Origin of the sequence: Solibacillus daqui (assembly GCF_028747805.1) — a bacterium.
In the GTDB taxonomy this organism is placed as follows: domain Bacteria; phylum Bacillota; class Bacilli; order Bacillales_A; family Planococcaceae; genus Solibacillus; species Solibacillus daqui.
Window position 1 is genome coordinate 710993 of the sequence record NZ_CP114887.1, and the last position, 22218, is coordinate 733210.

The window sequence follows — 22218 nt, forward strand, 5'->3', positions numbered from 1 at the left end:
TTACGTGAAAAATACAGAAATCGTTGTACAAGGCGCACGCGCACATAACTTAAAAAATATTGATGTCACAATTCCGCGCGATAAAATCGTTGTTGTGACAGGTCTTTCAGGTTCAGGGAAATCTTCATTAGCATTTGATACGATTTATGCAGAAGGGCAGCGTCGTTATGTCGAGTCACTTTCTGCGTATGCACGCCAATTTTTAGGGCAAATGGATAAGCCCGATGTTGATACGATTGAAGGGCTGTCACCAGCGATTTCAATTGACCAAAAAACAACAAGCCGTAACCCGCGCTCAACTGTTGGTACAGTTACGGAAATTTACGATTACTTACGTTTACTATTTGCGCGTATTGGTAAGGCGTATTGTCCAACGCACGGAATTGAAATTACGTCGCAGACGGTCGAGCAAATGGTGGATCGTTTAATGGAATATCCAGAGCGCACAAAAATTCAATTGTTAGCGCCGGTCATTGAAGGAAAAAAGGGAACGCATGTCAAGTTATTAGAAGACTTGAAAAAGCAAGGCTATGTGCGTATTCGATTAAATGGTGAACTTCGTGATTTAGACGATCATATCGAGCTTGATAAAAATAAAAAGCATACAATTGAAGTCGTTATTGACCGTGTTGTGATGAAAGAAGGCATTGAATCGCGTTTAAGTGATTCTATTGAAGCTGCTCTAAAAATCGCAGAAGGTCGTGTGTTAGTGGATGTTATGGAGCATGAGGAGTTACTTTTTAGTGAGCACCATGCTTGTCCGCACTGTGGCTTCTCAATTGGCGAGCTTGAGCCACGTATGTTCTCTTTTAATAGTCCGTTTGGTGCGTGTCCATCATGTGATGGATTAGGGAGCACAGTAAAAGCGGATATTGAATTAGTTGTGCCCGATTGGAATTTATCACTTCTTGATAATGCGATTGCTCCGTGGGAATCTGTATCATCAATGTATTATCCGCAGCTACTAGCATCGGTATGTCGTCATTACGATATTCCGATGGACGTGCCAGTGAAGGATATTCCAAAGGCGAAAATGGATAAAATTTTATACGGATCTGGCAAGGAAAAAGTCCATTTTGAATATACAAATGATTACGGCAGTATGCATAAGAAGGACATCGAATTCGAGGGGGTAATTCCAAATATCGAGCGCCGCTTCAAGGATTCTTCTTCTGACTATGTACGTGATTCTATGCAAAAATTTATGACGGAGCAGCCATGTAGGTCTTGTAAAGGGCATCGTCTAAAACAGGAAACATTAGCCGTGAAAATTAAAGGGCAAAACATTTCAGAGGCAACGCGTCATTCTATCATAGAAATGTATGATTTCTTTAGTTCGGTGGAATTATCAGAAAAAGAAAAGCAAATTGCTAATTTAATTATTCGAGAAGTAATTGAGCGTTTGAGATTTTTACTTGATGTTGGTTTGAACTATTTAACGTTGGCGCGTTCTGCAGGTACATTGTCAGGTGGGGAAGCGCAGCGAATTCGTTTGGCAACGCAAATTGGCTCACGTTTAACAGGTGTTCTTTATATTTTAGATGAACCTTCGATTGGTCTGCATCAGCGTGATAATGACCGATTGATTGCTACACTTGAAAGCATGCGTGATTTAGGAAATACGCTAATTATCGTAGAGCATGATGAAGATACAATGATGGCAGCAGACCATTTAATTGATATTGGGCCTGGTGCTGGTGTCCATGGTGGGCAAATTATTGCGCAGGGTACGCCAAAGCAAGTGATGAAAAATAAAGACTCCATTACAGGGCAGTATTTAAGTGGGAGAAAGTTCATTCCACTACCTCAGGAGCGCCGAGAATCAGATGGTCGTAAAATTACGATTAAAGGGGCTTCGGAAAATAACTTAAAAAATGTTAATGTAGAAATTCCACTTGGGCAATTTATTGCGGTAACAGGAGTATCAGGTTCGGGGAAATCTACATTAGTAAATGAAATTTTATATAAGGCACTTGCATCGAAATTAAATCGTGCCAAAGTAAAGCCGGGCGCACACAAATCAATTGAAGGGCTAGAGCAGCTTGAAAAAGTAATTGATGTAGACCAATCACCAATTGGTCGCACGCCACGTTCAAATCCTGCAACGTATATTGGTGTATTTGATGATGTACGCGATGTATTTGCGATGACGAATGAGGCAAAGGTGCGCGGCTATAAAAAAGGTCGTTTTTCGTTTAATGTGAAGGGTGGCCGCTGTGAAGCTTGTCGCGGCGATGGCATTATTAAAATAGAAATGCACTTCTTGCCAGATGTTTATGTACCATGTGAAATCTGTCACGGTAAACGCTACAACCGTGAGACGTTAGAAGTGAAATACAAAGAGAAAAATATTGCTGACATTTTAGAAATGACAGTGGAAGATGCTCTAGAGTTTTTCGGTAACTTACCAAAAATACAGCGTAAACTGCAAACGATTGTCGATGTAGGGCTTGGCTATGTTAAACTTGGTCAACCAGCAACAACATTATCTGGTGGTGAGGCACAGCGTGTAAAATTAGCATCTGAATTGCATCGTCGTTCAAACGGAAAGTCATTCTACATTTTAGACGAACCAACAACAGGTCTTCATGTCGATGATATTGCGCGCCTATTAAAGGTGTTACATCGTTTAGTAGAAAACGGTGAAACGGTGCTGGTTATTGAACACAATTTAGACGTGATTAAAACGGTCGATCATATTATCGATTTAGGTCCAGAAGGTGGCGATGGCGGCGGTACAATTTTAGCGACTGGCACCCCTGAACAGATTTCGGAAGTGAAGGAGAGCTATACAGGTTATTATTTAAAGCCAATTTTAGAGCGCGATCGTGAACGCATGGCTGACAAAATTGAAATGGCGAAAAGTAAATAGTCTAAATTGCAAGTGTGTCAATGAAACTTTTTGTCCTCCCTCCTCGTATAATAAAATAGATACGATGAGAGGGAGGAATTTTTTTATGCAAGAACAACGAAAACGCATTTTACAATTAGTAGAAAACGGTACAATTACAGCTGAAGAGGCCATTGTTTTATTAGAAAAGTTATCAGGCAAAAACGAATCCACTCCGCTTCCAGTTCAACCGGTCGTGCCTCCAAATGAGCCAAAAGAGAACGAGCCTGTTTTTAAAGCAGAGCCGGTTGATGAAGCGAAAGAACAACGAAAAACGACAGGATTTGAAGATATTTTTGGCAAATCATTTAATGATAAAGAATTCAATAAAAAAATGGATGACTTCATGGGCGATATTAAAAAGGATTTATCTCAATTAAGCACGCGTATGACAGGGTTAGTTGGTGCAGCATTATCAAAATTAAAAGACTTAGATATTGAAACGCCTTTTGGTGAAAAAGTAGAGTTTTCCAAAACTTATGCTTATCCAGCTATTGATGTGAGAAGTATTGAACTGGATATAGCCAATGGAAAAATTGATGTAGTGCAAGCGACGGATGAATTAATAACTATTCAGGTGAATGGTAAAACAACACTTAAAGGCACTGAAGAAGAAACAATTACGCACATTACCGAATCATTAGTTACAAAGACGGATGATAAAATATATATGAAGTCAGAAAATAAATTTACCCAGTTGAAAGTGCAAATCGCTATTCCCAAAAAACATTATGACGTATTTATTGCCCGCTTAATGAATGGCGGTATTTCAGTAGAAAACTTAGATGCGAAATTAATAAAAGCCCGTACTTATAATGGGGCAATTCGAGTAAACCATACACAATTTGACCATGCCGAGCTGCAAACGAGCAATGGAGCTGTAGAAGCACGTACTGTAAAGGGTACCGACTTAGAAATTGAAACTGCAAATGGCCGAATTTATGTCGATGGTGATTTAAAAGAAGTCGATGCTGAATCTATGAACGGTCATGTTGTCGTAACTACTTCAAGTGCAGAAGCGAATAAAGTAAAAGCGCGTGCGTTGGCTGGTTCGGTCGAAATCTATGTACCAAAAACAGTGGCGCTAGAAGGACAAATTTTCTCAAACTTAGGGAAAGCAGATGTCGGCTTAAACGATGTGAAGCTGTATGAGGAAGAGGAGCAATTCCTGTTAAAATCCGTGCGCTTTACAAAAGAGCTAGAAGGCGCAAAATTATTGAAATTGACAGGTGAATCACGTACGGGTACAGTGCTAGTTCGTTACACATTACAATAAAATGATATGTTCAGCCCACATACAAGAAAGTAAACTTGTATGTGGGCTTTTAGTGTGCTTTAAATCGTTAAAAAGGTTGAATATTTGTTATATTAATAAAATTTCTAACTATAACAAAGTAATTACGAGGAGTATGAAATATCACAGATGTAATGCAAAAAATATTAGAAATTTGGTTTACTAATCTAGCTAAATTCAGTTGGGAACTAGCAAAAAAAGGAGCATTTTAATATTGAAAAGAAACTGTAATAAATTTATAGCTTGAAAGTGCTATAATGAATAGGAAAATTTATTTTATAAAGACATAGAACTTAGGTGGTTTCGTTAATGATTCAAATGAATAATGTAGTGAAAAAGTATCCTAATGGCGTTGTCGCAGTAAACGGGATTACAATTGATATAAAAACAGGTGAGTTCGTGTATGTAGTAGGCCCAAGTGGTGCCGGAAAATCGACGTTTATTAAGTTGATGTACCGAGAAGAAAAGCCTACGTCAGGTGATGTAATGATTAATAACATTAACTTGCGTACCTTGAAAAATAGCCGTGTGCCGTTTTTACGACGTCAGTTAGGGGTTGTATTCCAAGACTTTAAATTGCTGCCACGACTAACAGTGTATGAAAACGTGGCCTTTGCGTTGGAAGTAATTGAAGAACAGCCAAAAGTAATTCGCAAACGTGTAATGGAAGTATTAGAACTTGTTGGTTTGAAACATAAAGTACGCATGTTCCCAAGCGAATTATCTGGTGGAGAGCAGCAACGTGTGGCGATTGCCCGTTCAATTGTGAATCGTCCGAAAGTAATGATTGCGGACGAGCCAACGGGGAACCTAGATCCTGATACGTCTTGGGAAATTATGAATATTTTTGAAGAAATTAATCGTCAAGGTACGACGATTGTAATGGCGACACATAACCGTGAAATCGTAAACACAATTCGTAAGCGTGTTATAGCAATTGAAGGCGGTATGATTGTACGCGATGAGTACGGGGGTGACTATGGCTATGAAAGCTAGAACGCTCGTACGCCATTTTAGAGAAAGCTTTAAATCATTAGGACGTAATAGCTGGATGACAATTGCATCAGTCAGTGCGGTAACGGTAACATTACTATTAGTCGGTGTTTTTTCAGTTATTATGATGAACTTAAATAAAGTAGCATCAGATTTAGAAAACGATGTTGAAATTCGAGTGATGATTGATATTATTTCAGATGAAAAACAAATAGATATAGTAGAAAATGAGCTCATAGATAAGATTCAAGGAATGCCAGATGTTGAGGAAGTTACATATTCTTCAAAAGAAGATGAATTAAATAAATTGATAAAAGATTTTGGTGATGAATTAAGCCTTTTCGAACAAAATAACCCACTTTACAACGTGTTATATGTAAAGGCGGTTGACCCATTAAAAACAGCAGAAGTGGCGAAGCAAATTGATAGTTTCGACAATACACAGGAAGTTGTATATGGAGAAGGAAAAGTTGAAAAGCTTTTTAACGTTTTAGCGATTGCTCGTAATGTAGGGCTTGTATTAATTTTAGGGTTATTATTTACAGCGATGTTCTTAATTTCGAATACAATTCGTATTACGATCATTGCACGTAAAGATGAAATTGAAATTATGAAATTAGTAGGGGCGACAAATTCATTTGTGCGCATTCCATTTGTATTAGAAGGTATGTTTCTAGGTATTATCGGCTCGATTATTCCAATTACTGTCGTATCCTTGGCTTACTATAAAATACATGAATTATTAGCACCACGCTTAAAAGGTGAGTTATTCCAAATTTTAGACACAATGCCATTACTGTTCCAAGTGAACGGCCTGATTTTATTAATCGGTATTTTCATCGGTATATGGGGTAGCTTTATGTCGGTACGCAAGTTTTTAAAGATTTAACTTACTTTAGCAAATTCTTTGTGTACCAGAAGCAAAGCGACAGGTACAGAAGACCTTTACTCCTATAAGTGAGAGATACATGCAACATGAAAGCAGTAATTCTACTAGGGAATATCACAAATACTGTACAAGCTCAAAAAACGCATCTAAGACAATCTTAAAAAAATAATTAGGCGTTTAGGGGGAATATAAGTTTTGAAGAAGCAAAATACACGTTCATTTAAACTACTGGCTGTATTATTCGCATGCGTATTATTCATTCAAATGCCAGCAGCCTATGCAGCAAGTTTAAGTGATTTGAAAAAAGAACGTAGCGAGCTTGAAGCTCAGAAAAAAGCATTAAATAATTCGTTACAGCAAAAAGCAAGTGAGTTAAATTCCAATCAAAATAAACAGCAGCAATTGATTAGTCAATTAGAACAAATTGGTGCGGAAATCAATAATAAGAACCATGAAATTGCGATAGTAAAGTTTGATATTGAAATCGCGAATCAAGAAATTGCTGCGTTAGAACAAAGTATTGCAGAGCTACAGGAAAAAATCGATCAACGTGATGCGCTATTACGTGAGCGTGCACGTGCGATTCAAACAGGTGGTACAGTAAGTTATATTGATGTATTACTAGGAGCAAACAGCTTCGTAGATTTCATCGACCGTTTCTCAGCGGTAAGTACGTTAATGGATGCCGACCGCCAAATTATGCGTGAGCAAAAAGAAGACCAAGAAAAGCTAGAAGTTCAAAAGGCTGAATTACTCGAGAAGAAGAAAAACTTAGAGGCGAATAAAGCACAGCTAGAAAAACTAAGAGCAGATCTTGAGCAGCAAAAGAAAGAGAAAAATAAGGTAGTAGACGAGCTTGAAAAAGAGGAAGCGCGTTTACATGAACAAAAAGAATCAATCGAAACACATCTTGAAGAAAACATTGAGCTAAGTAAAGACTTAGAAAATCAAATTATGGCAGAGCAACGTCGTATAGCAGAAATTGCGCGTAAAAAGGCGTTAGAGGATGCAGCGAAAAAGAAACAGGAGAATAATGCATATTCTGGGAATTTACCAACTGTTTCAGCGGGGACATGGACAAGACCTGCTGCTGGGCGCTTTACTTCCGGTTTTGGAGGACGTGATATTGGTCCAATCGGCAGTAAGAATCACTTAGGTGTTGATATCGCGAACTCAATCGGTACACCAGTAGTAGCAGCAGCCGATGGGGTAGTATCCTATGTCGGTACAATGAATGGCTATGGTAAAGTAGTGATGGTGACACACTCATTAGATGGAAAACCTTTTACGTCGGTTTATGGACACTTAAGTGGCTTTACATCGAGTGTGGGTGATGCTGTATCAAAAGGGGAACAAATTGCGAAAATGGGGAACACGGGTAACTCAACTGGGCCACACGTGCACTTCGAAATTCACGTAGGTGAGTGGAACGGAAAACGATCAAACGCTGTTAACCCGTTACGTTATATTTCTTTATAAGAATAAACAAAAGGCTAAACTTCGAATTTTTGGAGTTTTGCCTTTTTCTTTTGAATAATTTGTTAAAAGTTATGATATGGTACTACTAGAAACAGAGGACGGGGTGTAAAACATGAAAAAGAATATCGGCATCCTCATCGTTTTAGTGCTAGTTATAACGATGATGGGTACTTATATAAAAAAAGAGTTAGATGAAGGCAAGAAGATTAGTGAGCAAGTGATTGGTAAAGAAGTCGCGTTAGATGAAACAATTGGCTTAGAAAAAGGAAACATTGCACCAGATTTTACATTGTATAATTTGGATGGAAAGCCTCTTACATTATCAGATTTAAAAGGCAAGCGTGTCGTGTTAAATTTCTGGACAACATGGTGTCCACCGTGTAAGGCCGAGATGCCGCATATGCAGGAATATTACGAAAAATATAAAGAAGAGGACAATGTCGAAATTGTTGGCGTGAATTTAACCTATGACAGAGAAAAGGTTGAACGTGTTGAACAGTTTTTAAAAAGCTACAACATTACCTTTCCAATTTTGTTAGAGCCAGACGGGTCAGTTGCCTCACAATTTAAAATTATTACGATTCCAACGACGTTTATAATTGATACAGAAGGACGCATCCAAAAGAAAATTGTTGGTCCGCTTGATTTAGAAACATTGCGTGATAATGTGACACAGTTAGATTAACTTTTGGGAAATAGTAATTCTGCAAAACAGAAATAGTTGTAATGTGATTAAAATTTGATTCGACTTAAGTAGTATGAAATGATTCTTTGCTTCATAAGTTTTTATGGAGTGGAGGGAAGTTCGTGCGAAAAAGTCGAATTTTTTTATTGTTGGTTGCTATGCTCATTGTTGTCGGCACTGTATATGGTTATAGCGAGTTGCAAAAAAAGGATCAAAAAAAGGTACAGGCAGATTTTGCGGTGGTAAATGAGTTACATGACCTAATTACAACTGAAACGGTGTATGACATTACGTCAGAAAAATTAGTCGAAGGTGCGCTGCGGGGAATGGCGGATGCAATAAATGATCCATATAGCACGTACTATACGGAACAAGAAGCTGCGTTTCATAAGCAAACATTGGCAAGTGAACGGGTTGGTATCGGGTTGGAGTTATCAGAAGTGAACGGGAAATTCATTGTTGTAGCGCCAGTGAAAGCTTCACCGGCAGAGAAAGCAGGAATTCGTCCGCTAGATGAGCTTGTTCAAGTGAATGAAACTAGACTAGAAGGAATGACATTCAGTGAAGTGATGAAACTAATGCAAGGGAAAGAAGGGGAAACACTAGAGCTTGTATTGTTTCGACCAGAGTTAGATAGTCATGTGAAGCTATTAGTAAAGCGTGAGAAGCTAAAAAATACAACTGTCCAAACACAATTACTTGATGTTGAAGGCGTAAAAATTGGGTATGTGATTGTTTCACTATTTGCTGAAAAAACGGCTGAAGAATGGAAAAATGCATTGGACATATTGTTCACTAAGGATATTGAAGGCTTAATCATTGATGTGCGCGATAACCCAGGTGGCTATTTACATAGCGTTGCACAAATGATGAGTATGTTTGAACAAAAAGAAACTATTTTTGCTTATATGCAAAATCATGATGGAGCAACAGAGCCGTTGAAAACAAAAGCAAATGAAGCATTTGAGCCATATGCAAAGCAGTTAAAGTCAATGCCAATTACGATTTTACAAAATGAAGGCAGTGCTTCAGCGAGTGAAGTGTTTGCTGGCGCATTGCAAGATTGGAAACGTGCAATGCTAATTGGTGTGACAAGCTTCGGAAAAGGAACTGTACAACAAACTTGGGAACTACAAAATGGTGGAGAAGTCAAGCTCTCAACAAATAAATGGCTGACACCTTCTAAGCGTTGGATACATCAAGTAGGGATTGAACCAGATCTTGAAGTGAAGCAGCACCCGCTTTATAAAATGGAAATGAAAGTGCTCAAAGGCCGTTTTGATGTGGGGGAGTATGGTGAAGAAGTGGCATATACTCAACGAGTGCTAAGTGAATTAGGCTACAATATTGAACGTTCAGATGGTTTTTATGATATGGATATGGCAAATGAAGTTGAAAAGTTCCGTAAGAAATATGATTTACAAGATGGTAGGCATTTAGATGAGGTATTTTTCCGAGAGCTCACTATGCAGATTCAAAAATTTAAACATGACCCAGTGAATGATATGCAATTGCAAATGGGTGTGAGCTATATCATGCATCAATTGGAGTAAAAGGACTATCGTGTAAGTGAAATGCAAAGAAATAGAAATACAAATAGGACTACGCAATATGAAAAGGATTTGATACAATTAGTCGTACGGTAGGTGAGAGCATGAACGAAACAATTATTATCGAAATTTTAAAAGGTATTGGTCGCTTTTTTATTAATCCACTATTTTATATAGCACTCATTTCAGCAGTTTTTTTAGGCTATCGTCGTGTGAAACGAGAACGTCGCTTTTTTCATATTAGAATTTTAGACGGTTGGTCGGAGCTTAAAAATATGTTATTGATGGGCTTTGTTTTATCGTTGATTATTTCATTATTTAGTGTCGTAATTGGGTTGACGATCTCACTAGAATTATTAGTGGCGGTATTCTTAATTAGCTTTATTGGCTTAATTGTATTTATGTATCATTTACTTTCGCCAATTATACTGATGACGCTCGCATTTTTTGTGATTGTGTGGATGGATTGGCAAAATTGGTCTTATTCTATTTGGGGCTTTGATTTAGCGGCGCGTAATGTTGTCGATGGCTTAGTGATAACGGTACCAGTGCTTGCGGGGCTATTGTTAATGGCGGAAGGTATTTTAATTCGTCGTAACGGGGCAAAGTTTGCATCGCCGATTGTTGAAACGACAAAGCGCGGTCTAAATGGTATTGGGTATTATAGTAAGCAGCTTTGGTTATTGCCACTTGTGACGATTATTCCGGGTGACGGCATTCAAAGTTTTGCTCCATATTGGCCACAGTTTACGATTGGTGCAGAGCAATTTTCAATTATTGTGTTTCCATTTGTGATTGGATTCCAGCAAATGGTCCGTCAAAAACTACCAATTTATGTGTATCCGAAAATGGGAGAAAGCATTATTTTGACGGGTGAATTGGTATTGATTGTAGGCTTACTTGCTTACTTCATGCCGGTGCTTGGTGCGGCTGCATTAGTATTGGGTGCCATTTCACGTACGGTAATAGGTATTTACTATAGTCATTTAGAGGATCGTAATAGCTATGCGGTCATTCGTAGCGATAAAGGGGTCATGATTGCAGGCGTATTACCGAATTCGCCAGCGCAAAAAATGGGCCTAGTTGCTGGTGAAATTATTAAACGAGTGAATGGGCAGCATGTGTTGACTGAAGATGAGTTGTATAAAGCATTACAAATTAATGCAGCACATTGTCGGTTAGAAGTGCTCGATCATTCAGGCGAGCTACGTTTAACGCAGCACGTCGTTCACCGTGAAGATAATCATACGATAGGATTGCTAATTGTAAAATAAACAACTAGGATTTGTCCGAGAAGTATTTCTGGGACAAATCCTTGAGCCGAGGCTGGAGGCTAGCACGAAGCTAGTCATGAATGCGTTGTCACAGGACGTGACGCTTTTAGCATTCGCTCTTTCCTTCTGACCACCGCAGAAGCACCGCTCTCAAGCGGTTAATTAACACATGAACGAGGGGCTGCCCGAAAAGTATATACTTTTCGGGCAGCCCCTTTTTGACAAGAAATGTGTTTTTCTAATTTATTATGTTTATCACTGTTGAGTATTGTGAAGTATGTTACTATAAATGTATCACTAGTTGTTTGAATTATTTGAAAGCGTATTAAAAGTTTGCCGTTCATAGCAGGAGTTGGGTTTTGTGTTTGATTGGATTAGTATTGATAATGTCGAATTATTGATTGAAAAATATAAATTGCTTGGGCCTTGGTTTAGTGTGTTATTAACGTCTATTGAAGCATTTTTACCGTTTCTTCCGCTGTTTGTCATAGTTGTTGCCAATGCTGGTGCATATGGATTGTTTTGGGGCTTTCTGTTATCGTGGCTTGCAACTGTGGTGGGTTCATATTTATTTTTTTTAATGATTCGTTATTTTGGTAATCATCGACTTTTACAAAAACTTAAAGCGCAAAAGCAAGTAAAACAGCTGATTCACTGGGTCGATGTACGCGGCTTTACACCGCTATTTGTGCTGTTATGTTTACCGTTTACCCCTATTGTTGTTGTCAATACGGTAGCGGGATTATCACATTTAAAAAAGAAATACTATTTTTTAACGTTACTCATTTCAAAGCCAGTCATGATTTTTTTTATTAGTTATTTAGGTAGTGACTTACGTGCCATTTTGAGTTCACCTATGAAAATTGTTGTATCCTGTTTGATTATTGCCGTGATTTGGGCACTCGGTAAATGGATTGAACGGTATTTAACTAAACGGGTTGAACGTGATTTACGCAATATTAAGTCCCGTAAATAACAAGTGTAAGCGCTGCTAATGTAAAAAATAGCAGCGTTTTTTCAATGGGCGCAGTATTAGATGCGCGAACGTGTATTCTTATAATATAATGAGTGTATAAAAAAGTGAGGTGTAGGCGATGACATTGCGTGTAATATCTGGTCGAGCAGGTACTGGGAAATCTACTTTAATTCATAAGGAAATTGTCGAGGACCTAAAGACAAATGTACTTGGCTACCCGATTTTTATTTTAGTACCAGACCAAATGACGTTTTCGACAGAGTATGAGCTGACGAATAATTATGATATTGAAGGTATGATGCGTGCGCAAGTAATGACATTTAAACGACTTGCGTGGTTTGTGTTACAAAATGAGGGTGGTATTGCTCGCGAACGTATAGATAATACCGGCTACCGCATGCTATTACGTCGTATTTTAGAAGAGCATCAAGAAGAGTTTTTACTATTTAAACAGGTTGCAGGAAAACGAGGCTTTACAAAAGAAGTCGAACAAATTTTAAAGGAATTTAGTCAGTACAACATCGATGTGGCCTCAATTCAACCGCTAATTGAAGCATTACGTTTAAATGGAGCGAGTGAAGTACTGCTCCATAAAATGCATGATATCGAAATTATTTTACAGCAATTACAACTGCGCATTGGTGCAGAATATGTCGATGGTGACGGTGATTTTCCTTTATTGCTAGAGCGTATGCCGAAAATGGAAAGTCTACGCGAAACGCATGTTTATCTAGATGGCTTCGTGTCATTTAATGGTCAGGAGTTTGCAATTTTAAAAGAATTACTCATTTATGCGAAGCGTGTAACGTTAGTGCTACCAATGGATGATCCACAGGTAGATAAATTAGATGGTTCAACGTTTTATCGTGCGGCAATGACCTATGATAAATTAAAGCACGAATTGGCCAAATTGCAATTTGAGCGCAGCATTGTTATAGAAGAAGAGCCACGCGTGCATTTAGAAATAAATTATCGCAGCAATAACCGTGATTTACAGCAAATTGAACGAAACTTTAATGAACCATTTATGACATCTGTCGAATCATTAGGGAATGTGCAAATTATCGAGGGAGTAAATCCACGCGCAGAGGTACAAGGTATTGCCCAGGAAATAAAAAAGCTCATTGTTGAGCAGGGGCTTCGTTATAAGGATATTGGGATTATGTATCGACAAGCGGATGTCTATGATCCAATAATTGGTACAACATTCACGCAATATGAGATTCCTTATTTCTCAAACGAAAAGCGCGCGATGTTGTACCATCCTCTCATTGAATTTAGTCGTTCCGTTTTAGAGATTATTACGTCGAATTGGAAATATGAGCCGGTATTTCGAAGTGTGAAAACTGACCTCTATTTTCCGTACAATGCAAATTTAGCAGCAATGCGCGACCGTGCTGATATTTTAGAGAATTTTGTCATAGCCAAAGGGATTGTGCATGATCGCTGGTTCGATGAAAAGGTTTGGCATTACCGCCGTTTTAAATCATTGGAAAAAGTAAATGCAGTGCAAACAAAAGATGAGCAGGAACACGAAACACTATTAAAATCGGTGCGTGATTTAATTGTTGAGCCGGTTAAAAACTTGCAGCGAAAGTTAAAAGGCAACGTAACTGGTCGTAACATTGTCGTTGCTTTGTACGAGTTTATGGAAACGCTCGATGTGTATAAAAAGCTTGTTAAAATGCAGGAGCAAGAGGAAAAAGCACATACACTGCAAAAATCATTAGAGCATGAGCAAGCATGGAACGGCTGGGTGCATATTTTAGAGCAATTTGATTTGATGTTTGGCGACAAGGAAATGACCTTAGATGATGCGGCACAAATTTTAGATGAAGGTTTTGAATCCCTACAGTTTTCTAGTGTGCCACCGACATTAGATGAAGTAACGGTTTCGACATTAGAATTTGCCCGCTTTGATAATAAAAAGGCGATTTTCATTATTGGCGTCAATGATGGGGTCTATCCAATGCGTATGGATGCCGGTGGACTTTTATCGGATGCAGAGCGTGAAGTGTTTGAAAAGGCGGATGTCGAGCTAGCCCCTGGTATTAAAAGCCGACTGTTACAGGAAAGCTTTCTATTTTACCGTGCAATCGCTTCACCAACAGATTATTTGTTTGTTACATATGCGAGCGCTGATGAGGAAAGTAAGGGGAAGCTTCCATCAATTTATATAAATCGTCTGCATAAAATGTTTGAAGTGAATTCGGATGAAAAAACGGAACCAATCCGCACATTACGACAGCGTCAAGTGGTGGCCGACCCGCTTGATGAGCAAAATGCAGAGAATATGCTTGATTATTTGCAGCATCCGTCACCGGCAATTGGATTTTTAATGACACAGATAAAGCAGGCACAATTTGAGCGTCGGGAAATACCTGAACAGTGGCAAGCATTAAAAGCGTTTTATGAGAGGGAAGGCAATTGGCAACATGTGCTCAGTATTGTAACAAAGCCACTTTATGAAACAAATGAAGCGCAAAGCCTGACTGAAGAAACCGCAACCAAACTATATGGCGATAACTTTTTAGCGAGTGTTTCACGTATTGAAAAATTTTATAGCTGTCCATATTCGCATTTTGCCTCATATGGCTTGAAGTTACAGGAACGCACGGAATTTAAGCTAGAATCATTTGCGATGGGCGATCTATTCCATGAAGCGATTCGTACGATTTTGTCGGAAAAAGAGCAAACGATTGTACTTGATACGTATGTTGCTTGTTATAAAAAAGCCGATGATACGATTTCGAAGCTAATAGATTATTTTTCATACAACATTTTAAAAAGTAGCCATCGCTTTGAGTATATTAAAACTAAGCTGGTAAAAATAGTTGCTCGTACGATTTATGCTTTAGTAAATCAAAGTGAACTATCCAAATTCAAGGCGATTGCGCATGAAAAGCCGTTTGGTAAGCGTGATGATAAAAATACGGAACAAGATGACCGTAATCCACTTGATGCATTGGAAATTGAGCTAGACCATAACCGAAAAATGTACGTACGCGGCCAAATTGACCGAATAGATGCTTATAAAGATGCGCAAAATCTGTATTTACGTGTCATTGACTATAAATCAAGTGGGCGTAAATTAGATTTCACCGAAGTATATAACGGCATTTCACTACAGTTGTTAACGTATTTAGATGTAGCGATGCAAAACTTCCCAATCATTGCGCAGGAAGGGAAGTTCATTAAGAATTTATCGGAGCTTGAAAACATTATTGTACAAGCGGCTGGTATGTTCTATTTACATGTGCATAACCCACTAATTCCTACTGAGGATTATGAGCAACTTGATCAAGTAGAGAATTTGCGCCAAGAAAAGTTCAAACTAAGTGGTTATATGCTAAAGGATACAGAAGTTGCAAATTTAATGGATACATCGCTTGAGCCGAGTAAAGCTTCTATCATTGTCCCAGCAAAGTTTAAAAGTGGTAATGATTTAGAATTTGATAGTCGTTCATCGAAAGTCATTGAACCAGATGAAATGAAAAACCTTCAGCAATTTGTGCACCATAAATTCCGTCAAGCTGGCAATGAGATTTACAAAGGCAATACCGAAATTAAACCGTATAGCTTAGGTAGTCAAAAAGCATGTACGTTTTGTAATTTTAAATCGGTTTGTCAATTTGACGAAACAGAAACAGGAAATAGCTTCAATGAACTGAAGAAGCAAAAAGAGGAAGTCGTATTTGACAATATTAAAAAGGCGGTGTGTGAACATGGCGATTCCAACGAAGCCGATTGATGTGCAATGGACCGATGTGCAATGGAAGGCTATTTACGCAGCAGGGCATGATGTATTAGTATCCGCCGCGGCAGGCTCGGGAAAAACGGCGGTGTTAATCGAACGTTTAATTCAAAAGATTTTAGCACCAGAAAAAGAGCGTATTGATGTTGATGAATTACTCGTTGTAACCTTTACAAATGCGTCAGCCGCAGAAATGCGCAATCGAATGGCGGAAGCGTTAGAAAAAGCATTGTCAAAGGACCCGAGTAATGCCTTTTTACGCCGCCAATTAAGCTTATTAAATAAAGCGCAAATTTCAACACTGCACTCATTTTGCTTATCCATTTGTCGGGAGTATGCGTACACGATCGATTTAGATCCAGGTTTCCGATTGGCGAGTACGGAGGAAACATCACTTTTACAGGATGATGTGTTAATGGACGTGCTAGAAAAGGCGTATCGCGGCGATATGGATGCGTTGTTTTCGAAGGATGAGCTCTACGCATTAGTCGATAGCTTTGCGTCAGATCGTAGCGACCAAGCTATTGAGTTTTTACTACAGGAAATGTATAAAGTATCGCGCGTACAGCCAAAGCCATATGAGTGGTTACGAGAATTGCCAACGAAATATGACATTGATCCAGACGCACCGATTGATACATTAGCTGTTGCACAGGAAATTCGCCCATTTATCATTGCAAGCTTACAGGAAGCAGCAAGTCGATTAGAAAAGGGCTTGCAAATTGTATCGGTGGAGCCAGCACTTGAAAAAAATGTGCCGTTATTTGGGGCAGAATATACGGCGGTAAAGGCTGTTTATGAAGCGCTAATACAAGGAACATGGGAACAGGCATATGAATTAATGCCGGTAATTGAATTTGGTCGTATAAAAGCGGCAACCAAAAAGGATACGGAAGAAGACCGAGCAAAGTATGCAGTAGCAAAGGAGCATCGTGATCAAGCGAAGGCAATGATTACGGGTTTAAAAGAGACATTTTTCGCGCGCCATCCGAAGCTGTATGTACAGGAAATGGCAGCAACAAAGCCCATTTTGGAAACATTAGTGAAGCTCACAATTGAATATAGCGAGGCGTTTAAAAAGGCTAAGCAAGAGCGTGGGTTACTTGATTTTTCTGATTTGGAGCATTACGCACTTGAAATTTTAACAGCACCAAATAGTGATACAACACCACCAACCCCTTCTGAAGTAGCGATTGGCTTTAAACAACGCTTTAAAGAAGTGCTTGTTGATGAGTATCAAGATGTGAATTTTTTACAAGAAACGATTTTACAGTTTGTGAAAAGTGGCGATGAAGCAAGTGGCAATATGTTCATGGTCGGTGATGTGAAGCAGTCCATATACGCGTTTCGACTGGCAGAACCACGCCTATTTCTTGATAAATATAAGCGTTTTGATGTCGATCCTACGCACAATGGTATGAAAATTGATTTAAATGCCAACTTTCGGAGCCGTTCTGAAGTGCTTGAAGGGACGAATTATGTATTTGAGCAAATTATGGATGAGGAAGTCGGCGAAATCGAATATGACGAGCAAGCAAAGCTCAAATTTGGTGCGAGCTATGATGCGCAACAAGTGCCGATTGAGCTTGTATTATTAGAGGGAGATTCGAAAACACAAATCGTACCAGGGGCAGAAGATGATACGGAGGAGGAAAGCATTAGCGCAGCGCAACAGGAAGCACGCTATATTATTGAACGTATCCGTGGATTGGTTGAAAATGGTGGACAAGTTTACAATCCAAAAACGAAATCGATGCGTCCTGTAAATTACCGAGACATAGTTGTATTAATGCGCTCGCGTTCTTGGTATACAACATTTGCTGAGGAATTTAAAATGGCGGGCTTACCCTTATATGCTGAAACGGACGGGGGCTATTTCGAATCGCTCGAAGTGATGATTATGATCAACACACTAAAAGTGATCGACAACCCCTATCAAGATATCCCACTCGCATCTGTGCTACGAGCGCCATTTATTGGGCTAACGGAAAATGAACTCGCAGCGATTCGCTTAGTCAATGAAAAAGTGCCATTTTATGACGCGTTAAAGCTATACCGTGAAAAGGGAAGTAACGCGATTTCAAACGCTACGGAACAAAAGTTAGATAAATTCTTTAGCTTACATGAAAAGTGGCGAAATTTCTCACGTCACGGAGCGTTAGCTGATTTAGTGTGGCAAGTGTATTTAGATACGAATTACATTGAAATGGTTGGCGCAATGGCGAATGGCAAGCAGCGTCAGGCTAATTTACGTGCACTGCATGACCGCGCATTAAGCTATGAAAAGTCATCGTTCCGCGGCTTATTCCGTTTCTTACGCTTCATCGACCGTATGCACGCGCGCGGAGATGATTTAGGCATTGCAAAATCAATTAGTGAAGCCGATGATGTCGTAACTCTGTTAACGATACACAAATCAAAGGGGTTAGAATATCCAATTGTATTTGTGGCAGGTATGAGTAAAAATTTTAATACGAAAGATTTAGGAAGCCGTTATATTTTTGATCAGGAGTTTGGGTTAGCGATTAAATCAGTAAACCCAGATTTGAATATTATTTCAACATCACTTCCACATTTATATGTAAAAGAAAAGAAGCTTGCAAAATTAAAGGCCGAAGAAATGCGTATTTTATATGTAGCGATGACGCGTGCTAAAGAGCGATTAATATTGGTTGGCTCAATTAAAGATTGGGAAAAGCAAAAGGAAGAATGGCAGTTTTATCAGGACTTACAAGAAAAGGTACTGCCGAAATATGTACGTTCAAAAGCGAATAACTATTTAAGTTGGGTTGGTCCAGCGGTTGCACGTCATGACGATTTCCTATTTGCCAATTACCGCTCAGATAATGCGACAAAAACAGAAAAATGGACGATTTCAGTAGTGCCAAATAGTGATTATTTAGCAGCAAATGAGTTGACAGAAGTAAGTGAGGACCATACAAAACAAGTGGTGAACGAGGAATTAGTAACATTGCTAACGAATCGTTTTTCAGCCGTCTATCCATATGAACAGGCGGTAACAAAAAAATCGAAAACGTCTGTGTCTGAGCTAAAGCGTTTAGAAAGCTTGCAGCAAATGGATGAAGAACAGCTGTACAATACCGATGCAAAGCGTTACGTAAAGGCGAATGTTCCGAGCTTTATGCTGAAAGGAAAAAAGAACGAACGTGAACTTTCAGCAACAGAGATCGGAACTGTGGTACACGCAGTCATGCAGCATGCCCCTCAACAAGGCTTTACAACGCTTGAACAAGTAGAACAATTTATTCAATCTTTAGTCGAGCGTCAATTATTACAGCAAATAGAAGCCGAGGCAGTACAGGCTGATAAAGTGCTCGCATTTTTCCAAACAGAAATTGGACATCGCTTTACAAAAGCCTCGCAAATATTACGTGAAATGCCGTTCACACTCAGCCTAAAAGATAAGGACGGGGATGCCCAAATTATCCAAGGGGTAATTGACTGCTTATTTGAGGACGCTAACGGTCAGTGGGTGCTTCTAGATTATAAAACGGATTTTATTGCACCATCGATTTTAGACGATTTTGAGAAAGTTAAACAAAAAATGACCAAATCCTACCAAATTCAATTAAACTATTATAAACATGCTGTTCAATCGATTAAACGAATTGAAATTAGCGAGAAATATTTATATTTGTATAGCATTGGTCAACAGCTGAAAATGGATTAGGAGGACGAGTTGTGGAGTTTCGCCCAGTAGGTTCAAAGGAGCGTATTGTAACGCTTGATATACTTCGAGGTTTTAGTTTGCTTGGTATTTTACTAGTGAATATGTTTGGATTTTATTTACCGATGCCTCATATAGCAGATTTAAGTAATTGGTTTAGTGAAGCACAGGATATAATTTTGCAGCAACTTTTAGATATTTATGTGCAAAGTAGTTTTTATCCGTTATTTTCAATGCTGTTCGGGTATGGTTTAGCAATGCAGTTTTTAAAGGCAAAACAAACGGGGGCTAACTTTTATCGTTTTGCACCTAAGCGAATGGTTATTTTATTTGCAGTGGGGATGCTACATGCCATTTTCATTTGGTGGGGCGATATTTTGGCAACGTATGCATTTTGTGGTGTCTTTTTGATTGCATTGATGCGTCTTCCAGCAAAATGGCTATTAACAATAGCCATTGTCGTGAATGGATTGTATCACGCGTTTATCTTAAGTTTGTACAAGGTCAGTGATATGTTTACTATGACAACAGATAGCATGTCTGTTGATATTGAAGCAATTCAAAGCGCCATTGCGGCATATGGTGTGGGGACTTGGGTAGATGCATTTTCGCAGCGCTTAGTTGATTTGTCGATTCAAATGAGCGTATTTATGTGGATTTCGTCGCTGTTTACGATTTTACCCTATCTGTTAATCGGTGCGGCACTTGCAAAATGGCAATTGATTGAACGTGCGAAAGAAAAACTAGTGATATGGTTTGTACTAGCGCTCGTTGGAATCGGCGTAGGCATTTATGTAAAAAGCTTGCCGATTGTAGGTGCGCAAACATTTGGTAATGAATATTTACAAGTGTATATTGGTGGTCCGATTTTAGCATTAGGCTATATTGCGGTTGTGACGTTAATAACGCAGCTACCAGTCGTTGCAAAAATTTTAACACCGGTCGCTAAAGCTGGTCGTATGTCGATGACACTTTACATTATGCAGTCCATCGTATGTACAGCACTATTTTATAATTGGGGCTTTAGCTTGTATGGTGAGGTTAATGTACAAATGGGGATCTTTATTGCGCTCGCGATTTATGTCAGCCAGTTACTAATCGCAGAGCTTTATTTTACAAAGTTTAAGCAAGGTCCACTCGAAGCAACGATGAAACGATTAACCTATGGTAATAAGATTTCGGAAAAGTAAGGTAATTTCGAAAGATTTGATGTATGATGTAAAAAAACATTAAGGAGCGCTCTACATTATGAAATTGTTATCATTTAAAGTTAATGACCAAATAAAGTTTGGACCAAAAGTGAAAAAAGAAGAGGCAGTTTGGGATGTTATTGAAATTCAAAAACAACTAAACGTTTTAAAAGCCTTCCCTGAAACAATTATTGATGGTATTGCGTTAGGCTATGAATTTGTTGAGCAAGTTCGTAAGTTAGTAGATGCCGCACAAAAACATGAAGACAGTGCGCAATTTAAATTAGCGTATTCAGATATTGAATGGTTATCACCAATTCCTCGTACACCAAAAAATATTTTATGTGTAGGAAAGAATTACAACGATCACGCAGTTGAAATGGGTGCCGACAAAGCGCCAGAAGATATTATGATTTTCACGAAATCTCCAACAGCTATAGCAGCTGATGAGTCAACATTACCGGTACATGCAGACTTAACGGATTCACTTGATTATGAAGGTGAGTTGGCGATTGTTATCGGGAAGCGTGGTAAAAATATTGCTAAGGGAATGGCAATTGACTATGTGTTTGGTTATACAATTGCAAATGATCTTACAGCGCGTGACCTTCAACAAAAACATAAACAGTTCTTCTTAGGAAAGAGCTTAGATGGCAGCTGTCCGATGGGACCGTACTTAGTGACAAAAGACGAAATTCCTGATCCACATGCACTTTCAATCGTAACGAAAGTAAATGGAGAAGTACGTCAAAACGGTTCAACGAAAGATATGATGTTTACGGTGTCAGATATAATTGCAATCGTATCAAAATACGTAACGCTTGAGCCAGGCGATGTGATTTTAACGGGTACCCCAGCTGGAGTGGGTAAGGGCATGAATCCACCACAATTTTTAAAAGCAGGCGATGAAGTGAAAATTTCGATTGAAGGAATTGGAACGCTAGCAAATCGCTTCGCCTAACATTGTAAAATTTTCTTATAATGCTAGTTAAGTTAGTCGAATTCATTGAATCTATTTGAGCTCTCATGGTAGGATAAAACATGTAGGGAAAAATAGAAGAGGTGGAAAATCATGAGTTTTTTATCAAGCACAACGCATTTACACATCACAACTTGGGTAATTGCATTAGTTTTATTCTTCATCGCAGCATTAGCTAGCAAAAAGTTAACAGGTGTGCATATGGCATTACGCGTTATGTACATTTTAATCATTATTTCAGGTGGCGCATTATTCTTAGAATGGCGCGACAAAATTTCTGAAAGCGGCATGAACTATGATATGAAGGTGCTATTCGGTATTTTAGTAATCGGCTTCATGGAAATGGTTTTAGTACGTAAAGGTAAAGGCAAATCAGTTAATTTATTCTGGATTTTATTTGCTGTTGCATTATTAGTAACATTATACCTAGGCTTAAGCATGGGTATCGGTATGAACTTCTAATCTTAAAATGAAACCACTTTAGCGAATAAGCTAGAGTGGTTTTTTCTTTGTTAAGGAAACTATAAATTATCGCATAGTGTATAACTTTTGCAAAAAGCCATCTTCCGTCTAGGCT

The 22218-nt window shown here is 38.7% G+C and carries 14 protein-coding genes; all 14 read left to right on the forward strand.

The window, feature by feature from the left end:
• Positions 1–4: 4 nt before the first annotated feature.
• The 14 genes from uvrA (at position 5) to O7776_RS03355 (ending at position 22103) form a co-directional block, all read left to right on the forward strand.
• Positions 5–2872 (forward strand): excinuclease ABC subunit UvrA, encoded by a 2868-nt coding sequence (uvrA, locus tag O7776_RS03290; protein WP_274309226.1) that lies wholly within the window; start codon positions 5–7, stop codon positions 2870–2872.
• 85 nt (positions 2873–2957) lie between these two features.
• Positions 2958–4166 carry a DUF4097 family beta strand repeat-containing protein gene (locus O7776_RS03295; protein WP_274309227.1) on the forward strand — a complete coding sequence of 403 codons (1209 nt, stop codon included), beginning with the start codon at positions 2958–2960 and terminating at the stop codon, positions 4164–4166.
• A gap of 327 nt (positions 4167–4493) precedes the next feature.
• The gene (gene ftsE / locus O7776_RS03300; protein ID WP_274309228.1) at positions 4494–5180 is read left to right on the forward strand and encodes a cell division ATP-binding protein FtsE; all 687 of its coding nucleotides are present in this window, start codon (positions 4494–4496) and stop codon (positions 5178–5180) included.
• Entirely contained in the window at positions 5170–6066 is an 897-nt protein-coding gene (ftsX, locus tag O7776_RS03305) for a permease-like cell division protein FtsX (protein WP_274309229.1), read from the forward strand. The genes ftsE and ftsX overlap by 11 nt, the downstream gene beginning before the upstream one ends.
• Positions 6067–6261: 195 nt before the next feature.
• Positions 6262–7545 carry a murein hydrolase activator EnvC family protein gene (locus tag O7776_RS03310; protein ID WP_274309230.1) on the forward strand — a complete coding sequence of 428 codons (1284 nt, stop codon included), beginning with the start codon at positions 6262–6264 and terminating at the stop codon, positions 7543–7545.
• Between the two features lie 112 nt (positions 7546–7657).
• Complete coding sequence (locus O7776_RS03315; protein WP_274309231.1) at positions 7658–8230, forward strand: peroxiredoxin family protein; 573 nt, start codon at positions 7658–7660, stop codon at positions 8228–8230.
• Between the two features lie 122 nt (positions 8231–8352).
• Positions 8353–9783, forward strand: coding sequence for a S41 family peptidase (locus O7776_RS03320; protein WP_274309232.1), 1431 nt, complete (start codon positions 8353–8355; stop codon positions 9781–9783).
• Between the two features lie 101 nt (positions 9784–9884).
• Positions 9885–11054: a PDZ domain-containing protein gene (locus O7776_RS03325; RefSeq protein ID WP_274309233.1), complete on the forward strand. Its 1170-nt coding sequence runs from the start codon at positions 9885–9887 to the stop codon at positions 11052–11054.
• 361 nt (positions 11055–11415) lie between these two features.
• The gene (locus tag O7776_RS03330; RefSeq protein WP_274309234.1) at positions 11416–12030 is read left to right on the forward strand and encodes a TVP38/TMEM64 family protein; all 615 of its coding nucleotides are present in this window, start codon (positions 11416–11418) and stop codon (positions 12028–12030) included.
• Between the two features lie 118 nt (positions 12031–12148).
• The gene (gene addB / locus O7776_RS03335) at positions 12149–15781 is read left to right on the forward strand and encodes a helicase-exonuclease AddAB subunit AddB (RefSeq protein ID WP_274309235.1); all 3633 of its coding nucleotides are present in this window, start codon (positions 12149–12151) and stop codon (positions 15779–15781) included.
• Positions 15756–19475, forward strand: a complete 3720-nt coding sequence (gene addA, locus O7776_RS03340; protein ID WP_274309236.1) for a helicase-exonuclease AddAB subunit AddA — start codon at positions 15756–15758, stop codon at positions 19473–19475. Before addB ends, addA begins: the two co-directional genes overlap by 26 nt.
• 11 nt (positions 19476–19486) lie before the next feature.
• Positions 19487–20662: a DUF418 domain-containing protein gene (locus O7776_RS03345; protein ID WP_274309237.1), complete on the forward strand. Its 1176-nt coding sequence runs from the start codon at positions 19487–19489 to the stop codon at positions 20660–20662.
• A gap of 58 nt (positions 20663–20720) precedes the next feature.
• A complete protein-coding gene (locus O7776_RS03350) occupies positions 20721–21623 on the forward strand; it encodes a fumarylacetoacetate hydrolase family protein (RefSeq protein WP_274309238.1) in 903 nt (300 codons plus the stop codon).
• A gap of 111 nt (positions 21624–21734) precedes the next feature.
• Entirely contained in the window at positions 21735–22103 is a 369-nt protein-coding gene (locus tag O7776_RS03355; protein WP_274309239.1) for a YisL family protein, read from the forward strand.
• The last annotated feature ends 115 nt before the right edge of the window (positions 22104–22218 follow it).